Source organism: Methylobacterium ajmalii (genome assembly GCF_016613415.1).
GTDB classification, from domain to species: Bacteria; Pseudomonadota; Alphaproteobacteria; order Rhizobiales; family Beijerinckiaceae; genus Methylobacterium; species Methylobacterium ajmalii.
Genome location: NZ_JACWCT010000123.1, coordinates 1 through 11,031 on the forward strand (window position 1 = coordinate 1; position 11,031 = coordinate 11,031).

Consider the following 11,031-nt stretch of genomic DNA (forward strand, 5'->3'; position numbering starts at 1 on the left):
CCGCCGTCCGCCCGGCCGCCCGCACCGCGGCGCGGATCCTGGCGGCGGCGCTGGCGGCCTCCGCCGCCTCGGCCTGCATGGTCGGCCCCGACTTCCAGGGCGCGACGCCGCCGCCGGTGACGGGCTACACCCGGGAATCCCTGCGCGACCCGGCGCTGGGCCGCGAGGACCGCCGCGGCGGCGCCATCGCCCAGAGCTTCGCGCAGGGGCGCGACGTGCCGGGCGAATGGTGGACGCTGTTCCGCTCCAAGGCGCTGAACGGCCTGGTGGCGGAGGCGCTCGCCCGCAACCCGACCCTCGACGCCGCCCAGGCCAGCCTGCGGGCGGCGCGGGCCACCACCGAGGCGCAGCGCGGCGCGCTCTTTCCGCAGGTCGGCTTCGGGGGGCAGGCCTCCTACAACAAGGCCGCCGGCGGCGACCTGCAATCGCCGCTCAACAACAACGCCCTCCTCTACAGCCTCGTCACCCCGCAGGTGACGGTGAGCTTTTCCCCCGACGTGTTCGGCGGCACCCGCCGGGCGCTCGAGGCGCAGGCGGCGCAGGAGGAGGGCCAGCTCTGGCAGCTCGAGGCGGCCTACCTGACGCTCACCGCGAACGTCGTCGCGGCGGCGATCCAGGAGGCCTCGCTCCGGGCCCAGATCGCCGCGACCGAGAAGGTGATCCAGGCCCAGACCGACCTCCTCAACCTGATCACCAAGCAGCAGAATGCCGGCCAGGTCGCGGGCGCCGACGTGGTGCAGCAGACCGCGCTGCTCGCCCAGTCGCAGCAATTGCTGCCGCCGCTGCAGCGGGCGCTGTCGCAGCAGCGCAACCTGCTCACGGCGCTCGCCGGCCGCTTCCCGAGCGAGGAGGTGAGCCAGACCTTCACGCTGGCTTCGCTCCACCTGCCCCGCACCCTGCCGGTGAGCCTGCCCTCGCGGCTGATCGAGCAGCGCCCGGACGTGAAGGCGGCGGAGGCCGCGGTCCACGCGGCGAGCGCCCAGGTCGGCGTCGCGGTGGCCAACCGCCTGCCGCAATTCACCATCTCGGGCGCGGTCGGCGCCAGCGCCACCAACTTCGCCGCCCTCCTCAACCCGGCCGCCAGCCTCTGGACCATCGCCGGCGCGGTCGCCCAGCCGCTCTTCGACGGCGGCACCCTCTTCCGGCGCCAGCAGGCGGCGGAGGAAACCCTGGTCGCGGCCCAGGCCCAGTACCGCGCCACCGTCATCGGCGCCTACCAGAACGTGGCGGACGCGCTTCGCGCCCTCCAGGCCGACGGCCGCGCCGTGGCGGCGGCCAACGCCGCGGTCTCGGCGAGCCGCCAGAGCGTGGAACTGGTGCGCAAGCAGTTCGGCCTCGGCGCCGTCAGCAGCGCCTCGCTGCTGATCACGCAATCGGCCTATCTCCAGGCGCTGGTGACCCAGGCCCAGGCCCAGGCCAACCAGTACGCCGACACCGCAGCCCTGTTCCAGGCCCTCGGCGGCGGCTGGTGGAACCGCCGCGACGCGAAGCCGGCGCGCGACCCGAAGGACCCGGCGCCGTTCCTGTGAGCATACGGGGCTCAGCCGACTTCGCGACGCGGACCCGCGACGAGACGAGAAGCCGAGCGGGCGATGCGCTGGCCTGCCTAGGGCATCCGATACGACAGGTCGCTCGAGGGAGCGCACCGGCTCAGCCCTCGGCCGAGAGCCGGTCGGCGGCGCCGAGCACCGCGCGGATGCACAGGACGAAGCGCTCGACGATCGCGATCAGCGCCCGGCGGTCCGGATCGTCGGCCGACAGGGTGTCGAGCACCGGGACGAAGGCCTCGACGAGGTCGCGCAAGCCCGTGCCGATCGCCTCGCGCAGAAGGTCGATCTGGTGGCCCCGCGGCCCGAGATCGGTGCCGGACGCGGCGGCCTCGATCAGGACGGCCGCAAGCCGCCGATAGGCCTCGGCGCCGCCCCGGACCGGCGAGGGGAGCGGAAAGGGGGCAATCTCGGTCATGATCGGTCTGCCCGCCCGAATGGGTCCGTTTGGGGGGGACGCGGCTGCGGCGCGGCGGGCCTTCTGTCAGCGCGCCAGCACGCGGGCGGCGCCCTTGGTGGTCTCCACCGCCTGCGTGACGCTACCGACCGCCGCCGAGATCGCGCCGATGTTCTGGGCGATCGCCCCCATCGCCCCGGAGGCGTCCTGCATGCCGGCCGACATCTCCTGCGTCACCGCGCTCTGCTGCTCCACCGCGGTGGCGGTGCGCACGACGTAGTCGCGCAGCGCGTCGACCGATTCCTGGATCGCCCGCAGCGACCCGACGACCTGGCCCGACACGGCCTGGATGCTGCCGATCTCGCCGCCGATCTGCTCGGTGGCCCGGGCGGCCTGGTTGGCGAGGTTCTTCACCTCGGCCGCCACCACCGCGAAGCCGCGGCCGGCCTCCCCGGCCCGGGCCGATTCGATCGTCGCGTTGAGGGCCAGGAGGTTGATCTGGCTGGCGATGGTCTGGATCAGGCCGACGATGCCGCTCATCGCCGCCGCCGTGGTGGTGAGCCGCTGCGTCAGCTCTCCCGCGGCGCTGGCCTGGGCGTGCGCCTCGTCGCTGATCGCCCGCGCCCGGCTCATGCTGGCGGCGATCTCGTTGACCGACTGGGCCAATTCCTCGGCGGCGGCGGCCACGGACTGCACGTTGGTGGAGGTCTTGCCGGCGGCGAGCCGCGCCTGCTCGGCCTCGTCGTTCGAGCGCGCGACCGCCTGGTCGACCTCGGCGAAGTTCTCGTCGATCAAGACCTTCAGCTCGGTGAGGCGCTTGACCTCCGCGGTGACGTCGCTGGCGAACTTGACGATCTTGGCGATGCGGCCGTACTGGTCGGGGACCGGGTTGTACGAGCCCTCGATCCAGACCGGCCGGCCGTCGCGGGTGATGCGCCGGAACTGCGCCGCCTGGTACTCGCCGCGGCGCAGCCGCTCCCAGAACTCGGCGTAGTCGCGGCTCGCCCGGGTCTCGGGATCGACGAAGATGGCGTGGTTCTTCCCCCGGATCTCGTCGAGGCCGTAGCCCATCAGAGTCAGGAAGTTCTGGTTGGCGGTGATGAGCGTGCCGTCGGGCAGGAACTCGACCGCGGCCTGGGACCGGCCGATGGCGGCGATCTGGCTCGAATAGTCGAGGTTGAGCAGGCGGGCGCCGGCATCGCTCCATTCCACGACGAAGCCGAGGCGATCCTCCGGCGCGCCGAGCGGCGTCACCAGGAGATCGAACACCCGCTTGCCGACGCGGATCGTGGCCTCGTGCGGCCGGTCGAGGGCCGCCAGCATCCGGCGCTGGTGGATCGGGTTCTTGTGGAAGATGTCGATGTTGCTGCCGATGAGCTTGGCGGCGTCGAAGCGCGGCAGCTCGGCGCTGAGGTCGGCCTCGGCGTCCTGCATGAACCGGTGCAGCGCCGGGTTCATGTAGGTGATGTTCATCTCCGCGTCGGCGATCATCACGTTGGTGCGCAAGGCGGCGAGCGCCGCGATCTCCAGGCCGTTCTTGGTCGCCCCGCGCTTAAACAGCGATCTCATGACGCCTCGCCTCATCCCGATCATCACGTCGCGGGCGGACACTGTCTTCGATGCACGCCAGCCGATACTTGCGGACACTTGGCGGAAAAGCCTAACGATGTCCTAATTCGGGCCCCGGGGCCCGGGATGTCACGGTTATGAGCGGCCGCGCCCCGGTGAGGAGACGTTAACAAATCCTGATTATCGATGGTGCGCCACGGAGCCGGAGCCATGACCGTCGTCGATCTCGTCCGCCTGTTCGCCGAGAGCCTGGAGATCGGGGTGCTGCTGACCGATGCGCGGCTGGACCGCCCGGGGCCGTGCATCCTGTACGCCAATCCGAGCTTTGCCCGGATGAGCGGCTACGCGGCGTCGGAGGTGGTCGGCCTGACGCCGCGCCTCCTCCAGGGGCGGGGGACGAGCCGGGAGGGGACGCGCCAGGTGCAGCGGGCCCTGCGGGCGGAAGGCCGGTTCCTCGGCTGCCTGCAGAACTACCGCAAGGACGGCGAGGCCTACCTGTGCGAGATCGACGTGCGGGCGATCCGGCGGCTCGACGGCGCGCCGGAGGCCTACATCGCCTTCGAGCGCGAGGTCGTCCGCCGCCGCGGCCGCCCGACCCGCGGCGGGGCCGGCCGCTACCGGCCCGTCGCGGACGCGCCCTCCCCCGTCTTCCCGCCGGACGGGTCCGCCATCTTCGCGTGACGCCGCGACGGCGGGCCGGCCGGAGCTTGACGGCGGCGAGGATCGAAGACCACCCTGGCGCGTTTCCAGCGTCGTTGTCGGAAACAGCGGGAAACCACGGGCCCGGGGGAATTGGTGAGCGTCGGATTGTTGGCCCTGCTGGACGACGTCGCCTTCATGGTCAGGAGCGCGGCGGCCTCCCTCGACGACGTGGCGGCGCAGGCCGCGCGCGCCGGGACGAAGGCCGCCGGCGTCGTCATCGACGATGCGGCCGTGACGCCGCGCTACGTCGTCGGCTTCGCGGCCGAGCGCGAATTGCCGATCGTCGGCAAGATCGCGCTGGGATCGCTGCGCAACAAGCTGCTGTTCCTCTTGCCCGGCGCCCTCGCGCTGAGCGCCTTCGCGCCGTGGGCGATCACCCCGCTCCTGATGCTGGGCGGCGCCTATCTCTGCTACGAGGGCGCCGAGAAGGTCTACGAGGCCCTGTTCCCGCATGCGTCGCACGGGGACGAGGAGGCGCAGCCGGCCGGCACCGGGCACGACCCGGCCCTGGAGGAGCGCCGGGTGGCGGGCGCCATCAAGACCGATTTCATCCTGTCGGCCGAGATCATGGCGATCACCCTCGCGGCCCTGCCGGAGGGCAGCGTGTGGATGAAGGCGGCGGTCCTCGGAATCGTCGGCGTCGGGATCACGGTCGGGGTCTACGGCGCCGTCGCCCTCATCGTGAAGGCGGACGATGCCGGGCTCGCCCTCGCCCGCAGCCGGGCGGGCGCGCCCTTCGGCAACCTCATCCGGGGGATCGGCCGCTTCGTGGTCCGGGGCATGCCGGTCCTGCTCAAGGTGCTCGCCGTCGTCGGCACGGCGGCGATGGTCTGGGTCGGCGGCGGCATCCTGATGCACGGGCTCGAAGGCTACGGCCTGTCGGCCCCGGCGCACGCGGCGCATGCCGCGGCGGAAAGCCTGGGCGCGCTCCTTCCACCGGCCAGGGGCGCCATCGAATGGCTGGTGACGGCCGCGGCCTCGGGCCTCATCGGCCTCCTCGTCGGCGGGGTGCTGATCCCGGTGGTGAACGGCGTGTCGGGCCTGCTGCGCCGTCGCGACGCTTCCGCCGGGAAGCATCCGGCATAGACCGGGGCGTGATCGCCAGCGCGGCGGTCCGGCCCCCGACTTCGGCGGCTCGCCGTTCTCCTCCCGCGACGTCGTCGGAAGGCGTGGCGACGGCGTCGCCAGGACATGGGCGTCGGCGAAGGGCCGGATCGGTCACGATCCGAGGCGATGGTCTTGCCTTCCTCTAGGTCCTTCAGGCTGTATCGACCTCCTCCCGCAGCGAATGTAGGTCGCAGCCTCGGCCGATCGACAGCCGTTGCGGCCGGCCGGAGGCGGGAGAGCACGGCCATGAACCAGATGCGCCACGACCTGGCGGGCGCGCATCCGCTCGACCCCGCCGGGGCGCCGCCCGGCGAGGCCCCGCCCGCCGATCTGGCGGCCCTCGCCCGGATGGTGCGCGTCGACGCCGCCACCGGCGACCTCGTCATCGCCAACGGCATCGCCCGGCTGGTGCTCAAGCGCGACGGCACCATCCGGGTCGACGGCGTGCGGATCGTCGGGACGGCCGACGAGACGATCGCGCTGCGCGCCGCCGTGATCGACCTGAACTGAGCCGCCGTCATGTGGGCGGTGGACAACCGCACCCCGTTCGCGGCGCAAGGCTCGTTCCTGCGCGATCGGCACGGGGTGGAGCACTGGGTGGTCGCGGTGCGCGCCTGCTTCTCGCTGCGCGCCGACGGCCTTCTGGACGTGGCGCCGGAGCCTCCACCGGTCCGGCTCGTGGGCGAGTACGTCAACGGGCAGGCCCGCGAGATGAAGGCCGCTGCCGACATCGCGCCGTTCCGGCCGGCGGCCGACATCCTGGTGCGGGGCATCGCCTGCGCCCCCGGCGAGGCGGTGCGACGGACCTGCGCCGTGCGCGTGCGCGTGGGCGCGATCGAGAAGCGCGCCCGCGTCAGCGGCCGGCGGGTGTTGCGGCGCACCGGGGGCCGCCGCGGCCGCCTGACCCTGGACGGCCCGGAGGACTTCGCCGGCGTGCGGCTGGTCTGGCGCGCCGCCCTCGGCGGGGTCGATCCGTTCGCGGAGCCCGGCAGCCCCGCCGCCGCGCCGCACCCGCACAACCCCGTCGGGCGGGGCTGGACGGCGCGATGGTCCGACCTGCCCGAAGGCGCCGAACTGGCGCTGCCCCTGATCGAGGACCCGGCCCGGCCGGTCGTGCCCGGCCGGCCGCTGCCGCCGCCGCACGGTTTCGGGCCGCTCCAGCCGGCCTGGCGCCCCCGCCTCGACCATGCCGGCACCTACGACGAGGCCTGGATGGCGACCCGCGCGCCGCTGCCGCCGGAGGATTTTTCCGAGGCCTTCCACCAGACCGCCCCGGCCGACCAGATCTATCCGGGGGTGCTGCGCGGCGGCGAGCCGGTCGAGGTCGAGGGCCTGCACCCGGACGGTCCCTACGCCTTCCGCCTGCCGCAGGTCCTCCTGGAGGCCCGCACCCGCATCGGCACGGCGCGCACGCAGGAGCGGCTGCGCCTCGTCGCGGCGATCCTCGACGGGAGCGCGCGCAGCGTCGAACTGGTCTTCAACGCCGCCGTGGCGTGCAACGGGCGCGACCACGCGGTCGAGGGCTCGACCGTGACGGTTCGGCAGATGGCGGGGGTGGCGCGGTGAGCGGCCTGACCTCGAACGAGACGGTGAAGATCAACGACCTGACCCTGTGCCACAAGCACTCGGCGATCGGCTTCGTGCGGGCGACGCTGCCGGACGTGTGCCGCTCGCCGGTGGCGCCGGTGCCGTACGCGAACGTCGCCTATGCCCGCGACCTGGAGAACGGGACGGTGACCGTCCGCTCGCATGGCGGGGCGATGAACGGGGTGAAGGGCTCGCGCTTCTACCCGTCCTACGACGACGAGCCGGGCACGGGCGGAGGCGTCACGTCGGGGGTGAACCGGCACGAGGCGACGTGGCTGTCCTGGTCGCCGAACGTGTTCATGGAGGGCCGGCCGGTCACGCGGTTGACCGACAAGATGTTGATGAACCGGGGGAATACGGTCAGCGTCGGGGAATATCAAACGAGGAAGCCAGTCGGCAAAGAGGTTTATATTTGCGAAATAGCATGCCCCTGTTATGTAAAAAATAAAAATTTCTGCGCCAGCAATCGATATTCTATTTGCTTTACAAAAGATGTCCGCAGCCGATATCCGGAGGTTGTTGCTGGCGATCCGGGGTCAGGAACCGGTCTAGCCTCCGAGATCGGGTTTTGGGACCCCTTGAATCCGAAAAACCTTCCCGGCTCGACGACGCCTCCGGGAGGAATAATCGGTCCCAACAAACTATTTCCATTCTGGAGGAATAGCGGAAGCCGCTGGATAGACGCAATTTATATTCAAGATGGCCAAATGACTGATATGTGGGATATTAAATTTGGAGATGACGGCCCCAATGGCCCAGCGAAAGACCTATCTTATCGTGCGATCGCAAATAAATATGGCTCCAATTATAATGGAGAATTTCGATTTCCAAAGCAGTGTGATGATTGTAATCAAGAAGAAGACAAAAAAATCGGAACAGACTGCCGATGCTCTCGCAAGACAGCGAAAATACGAAGCGATCGGCCGCGCGCTCCATCAGGGTCCGAAATGGCTGCCTATTCCGGGCCCTCCCGGCATCCCACTACCTCGATAATTGAGAAATTGTCATGATCTCGCTCGCTGAAGTTATTGCATACATCGCATACTTAAATCGCACTGATGCTTTTTACGAGCTTGATGACAAATATTTTTTCCATTCTTATGATTTAATAAACTGTGGCTTTGGAGCTACGTCGGAATTTTACTTCGTTGCCAATGGTAGACAGCAGCTAAAAGATACAGCTGTAGACTTGGCTGAGCGATACTATAATATTTCAAATCCGCCAGAAGCATACATTGCCTCTGATACGTCTAACAAAAAGCTTATTTCCTCAAAAGACATAAGCTCATTCATAAGGCATGGACGCTTACGTTGGCGCTTCGAGCAACCGGACGAACCAATGTCATTCTACGTTCGTGGAGTAGAACCGGGCTTAAAGAGGTTCGAACCCTCGCATATCGATTTTTCTTGCTTGATTGACGCTGCCAATTTCGCACTTGGCGGAAGTTTATACTACAATTTTTACCTAAATAGATTAAATGAAAACATCGATGATTACATCAAATTATTCAAGTATACCTGTGAAAAATTGCGCTCAAGCTACGCTGTTTCGGGTATTTCCCTGCTGTATGGCACATACTCAAGCATCCAGCCTGAAATTTGCTATCCGATTTACAAAAGATTTCCAGGACTAGTTTACGCAGACGTTAATGGCTTTAGACTTGAGACACAAAAAAGAGAAGACGTCATACGTGATGTTAATTGGTTGACTGCCGTAGGCTCGATTATACTTGAAAAATATCCCAGTATCGTAAAAGCTACAGAGCATCCTCCAGCGGGTGTCATTGTACATCGTTATGATACCGGAGTCATTTTCCAGGCCGGCGCTCGGCCCATGATCGGCAACGCCAATTATGATGACGTGCCACCTGCCTATAAGGCCGTCAACAGAATCCTGAGGCCGGCCAGGTTTGAAGAGTACAGCGGACCGTACCTGCGCGTACCTGATATTGTTGATGGTAACGCCGCGACGCGCGAATGGATTACGCGCTTTGACTGATTTTCGAAGGAATTTTCGATGGAATACATCAGAATCGACATATCCCGCCCCACCGACGACGACCCTACGCTGGTCGTCTCCGAAATCGGCAGGGACGACCGCGCCGAAGTCCGCCGGGTCGCACATTTCCCCGACGGGCGCATTGAACGCGCCTCGGAAGAGACGGAGACGCGCGACACCCGACTCTCCGTCCCGGCCCTCCCGACCCTCAACGAACTCCGTGCTCACGGCGCATCCGAGTGGACTGCCCGGTTAATCACCAAGGAAGAGTTCGAGGATCTCTGGACGGAGGCGTGCGCGCGCCAGACACGATAGCATCATGCCCACCGACCGCCTCCCCGCCATCCTCGCCGTCGGCCTGTGCAGCCCGCTCGGTGCCACGTTCGCCGAGACCGCCCGGCGCTACGCCGCGGGCGAGCGGGCACAGCGGTTCGAACGCGCCCTCGTCGGCGCGGACGGGCTGCCACCGACGCTCGCCCAGGCGATCCCGATCGCCGAGTGCCGCGACTACGGTCGGCGGCTGCGGCGCCTGCTCGCCGCCGCGCTCGCCGATTGCGCCGGCCAGGTGCCGCCGCCGCCGGGCGGCTGGCTCCTGCGGCTCACGGTGCGGCCGGAGCTCTGCGAGCATCCCGACCGGGACGCGTTCCGCGCTTCCCTGCTGGAGCCGCATGCCGGCCTCCTGCGCGACCTCGACCTCCTGCCGGGCGGGCCGGCCGAGGCCCTGTCCGACCTCGCCCACGCCGCCGTCGCGGTCCGGGACGGGGCCGAGGACCACGTCCTGGTCGGTGCCCTCGACAGCGCCATCCACCCGCTCCTGCTCGACCGCCTCGCGGTGGAGGAGCGGATCCTGATGCGCGGCAATCCCTGGGGCCTGATCCCCGGCGAGGCCGCGGTCGTGATGGCCCTCGGCCTCGAGACCGGGGAACCGGCCCACGGTCCCGGGCGCGGTGCCGTGCTCGGCGTCTTCCGCGGCGTCGAGGAGGAGGACGTGGCCGCGCCGCGGGGCCTGATCGGGCGGGGGCTCGCCAAGGCCTTCGCGCGCGGTGCCCGCTTCCTGCCGCCGGACCGCCTGCTGGCCGACCTCACCGGCGAGCGCTGGCGGGCCGAGGAGTTCGGCGTCGCGGTCGCGCGCGCCGCCGCGCCCGAGGCCGGCATCGCCGCGCTCGCCGCCGATCCGGAGACGCCCGCGCTGCATCTCGGCGATTGCGGCACGGCGGCGGGCCTGCTGCTCCCCGCCCTCGCCCTGGCCGACCCGCCCCCCCGCGCCGCCGCCGGGCCGGTCGCGATGGTCTCGGTGAGCTCCCGGGAGACCGGCGCCCGCGCGGTCGGCTTCGTCGAGCGGTGCGGAGCGGGTGCCGCGTAGGGCCGGACCGGTCCCCTGCCGGCGGGGATTGCCCCGGCTCCGGCGCGGGGGCACAGTCGCGGCGGGGTCGGATTCCGCATGGCAGCAGGCGACGGGTCGACGGTGCGACGGATGGCATGGGGCCTGGCCGGCCTCGTCCTCGCGGCGGCCGTCTGGCTCGGGTCCGCCCTCGCGCATCTCCCGCCCCTCGACCTCGCCGCGGCGCAGGCCCGCTCGACCGTCGTCCTCGACCGGTCCGGGACCCTGCTGCGCCCCTTCGCCACCGCCGACGGGCGCTGGCGGCTGCCGCTCGAGCCGGCGGCGACCGATCCCCGCTTCCTCGCCCTGCTGACCGCCTACGAGGACCGGCGCTTCCGCGAGCATGCCGGCGTCGATCCGCGGGCGCTGCTGCGGGCCGCCGGGCAGTGGCTCGCGGCGGGGCGGATCGTGTCGGGGGCGTCCACCCTGTCGATGCAGGTGGCGCGCCTCGTCGAGCCGCGGGGCGAGCGCTCGCTCACGGCCAAGCTGCGCCAGATCGCCCGGGCGGTCGAATTGGAGCGGCGGTTGGGCAAGGACGGGGTCTTGCGGCTCTACCTCGCGCTCGCCCCCTATGGCGGGCCGGTCGAGGGCCTGCGGGCGGCGAGCCTCGCCTATTTCGGGCGCGAGCCGGCGCGGCTCACCCTCGCCGAGGCCGCCCTGCTGGTGGCGCTGCCCCAGGCGCCGGAGGCGCGCCGGCCCGACCGGTTCCCGGAGGCCGCCCGCCGGGCCCGCGACCGGGTGC

Annotated in this window: 12 protein-coding genes; 10 read left to right on the top strand and 2 right to left on the bottom strand. The window is 69.6% G+C overall.

The window, feature by feature from the left end; translation table 11 throughout:
• Nucleotides 1–1,529 (top strand): efflux transporter outer membrane subunit (locus HPY23_RS22865; protein ID WP_420891342.1); only part of this gene is annotated, 1,529 nt, incomplete at its 5' end.
• Nucleotides 1,530–1,650: 121 nt separating this feature from the next.
• Here HPY23_RS22865 and HPY23_RS22870 read toward each other — a convergent pair.
• Both HPY23_RS22870 and HPY23_RS22875 read right to left on the bottom strand, forming a co-directional pair.
• Complete coding sequence (locus HPY23_RS22870) at nucleotides 1,651–1,965, bottom strand: hypothetical protein (protein WP_091881674.1); 315 nt, start codon at nucleotides 1,963–1,965, stop codon at nucleotides 1,651–1,653.
• 66 nt (nucleotides 1,966–2,031) lie between these two features.
• On the bottom strand, nucleotides 2,032–3,513 hold the full coding sequence (locus HPY23_RS22875; protein WP_060847000.1) for a methyl-accepting chemotaxis protein: 1,482 nt from the start codon (nucleotides 3,511–3,513) through the stop codon (nucleotides 2,032–2,034).
• A 210-nt stretch (nucleotides 3,514–3,723) separates the two neighbouring features.
• On the opposite strand from HPY23_RS22875, the gene HPY23_RS22880 reads away from it, so the two are divergent.
• The 9 genes from HPY23_RS22880 to HPY23_RS22920 all read left to right on the top strand — a co-directional run.
• Nucleotides 3,724–4,194 (top strand): PAS domain-containing protein, encoded by a 471-nt coding sequence (locus HPY23_RS22880; protein ID WP_091881671.1) that lies wholly within the window; start codon nucleotides 3,724–3,726, stop codon nucleotides 4,192–4,194.
• Between the two features lie 114 nt (nucleotides 4,195–4,308).
• Nucleotides 4,309–5,301, top strand: a complete 993-nt coding sequence (locus HPY23_RS22885) for a DUF808 domain-containing protein (RefSeq protein WP_091882106.1) — start codon at nucleotides 4,309–4,311, stop codon at nucleotides 5,299–5,301.
• A 267-nt stretch (nucleotides 5,302–5,568) separates the two neighbouring features.
• Nucleotides 5,569–5,832 carry a hypothetical protein gene (locus tag HPY23_RS22890; protein ID WP_091881668.1) on the top strand — a complete coding sequence of 88 codons (264 nt, stop codon included), beginning with the start codon at nucleotides 5,569–5,571 and terminating at the stop codon, nucleotides 5,830–5,832.
• Nucleotides 5,833–5,841: 9 nt separating this feature from the next.
• Nucleotides 5,842–6,888 carry a DUF2169 family type VI secretion system accessory protein gene (locus tag HPY23_RS22895; RefSeq protein WP_091881666.1) on the top strand — a complete coding sequence of 349 codons (1,047 nt, stop codon included), beginning with the start codon at nucleotides 5,842–5,844 and terminating at the stop codon, nucleotides 6,886–6,888.
• Nucleotides 6,885–7,919 carry a DUF4150 domain-containing protein gene (locus HPY23_RS22900; RefSeq protein WP_175539836.1) on the top strand — a complete coding sequence of 345 codons (1,035 nt, stop codon included), beginning with the start codon at nucleotides 6,885–6,887 and terminating at the stop codon, nucleotides 7,917–7,919. Before HPY23_RS22895 ends, HPY23_RS22900 begins: the two co-directional genes overlap by 4 nt.
• On the top strand, nucleotides 7,916–8,908 hold the full coding sequence (locus tag HPY23_RS22905) for a type VI immunity family protein (RefSeq protein WP_091881661.1): 993 nt from the start codon (nucleotides 7,916–7,918) through the stop codon (nucleotides 8,906–8,908). The genes HPY23_RS22900 and HPY23_RS22905 overlap by 4 nt, the downstream gene beginning before the upstream one ends.
• Before the next feature lie 18 nt (nucleotides 8,909–8,926).
• A complete protein-coding gene (locus HPY23_RS22910; protein WP_091881658.1) occupies nucleotides 8,927–9,223 on the top strand; it encodes a DUF6881 domain-containing protein in 297 nt (98 codons plus the stop codon).
• Nucleotides 9,224–9,227: 4 nt separating this feature from the next.
• Nucleotides 9,228–10,271 (top strand): hypothetical protein, encoded by a 1,044-nt coding sequence (locus tag HPY23_RS22915; RefSeq protein WP_091881655.1) that lies wholly within the window; start codon nucleotides 9,228–9,230, stop codon nucleotides 10,269–10,271.
• 111 nt (nucleotides 10,272–10,382) lie between these two features.
• The coding region (locus HPY23_RS22920) for a transglycosylase domain-containing protein (RefSeq protein WP_236017699.1) at nucleotides 10,383–11,031 on the top strand (649 nt) is incomplete at its 3' end.

Bases quoted from the DNA above. Each gene is read 5' to 3' on its own strand.
- HPY23_RS22915 (WP_091881655.1), top strand. From the start codon at position 9,228: ATGCCCACCGACCGCCTCCCCGCCATCCTCGCCGTCGGCCTGTGCAGC.
- HPY23_RS22905 (WP_091881661.1), top strand. From the start codon at position 7,916: ATGATCTCGCTCGCTGAAGTTATTGCATACATCGCATACTTAAATCGC.
- HPY23_RS22890 (WP_091881668.1), top strand. From the start codon at position 5,569: ATGAACCAGATGCGCCACGACCTGGCGGGCGCGCATCCGCTCGACCCC.
- HPY23_RS22880 (WP_091881671.1), top strand. From the start codon at position 3,724: ATGACCGTCGTCGATCTCGTCCGCCTGTTCGCCGAGAGCCTGGAGATC.
- HPY23_RS22895 (WP_091881666.1), top strand. From the start codon at position 5,842: ATGTGGGCGGTGGACAACCGCACCCCGTTCGCGGCGCAAGGCTCGTTC.
- HPY23_RS22910 (WP_091881658.1), top strand. From the start codon at position 8,927: ATGGAATACATCAGAATCGACATATCCCGCCCCACCGACGACGACCCT.
- HPY23_RS22870 (WP_091881674.1), bottom strand. From the start codon at position 1,965: ATGACCGAGATTGCCCCCTTTCCGCTCCCCTCGCCGGTCCGGGGCGGC.
- HPY23_RS22875 (WP_060847000.1), bottom strand. From the start codon at position 3,513: ATGAGATCGCTGTTTAAGCGCGGGGCGACCAAGAACGGCCTGGAGATC.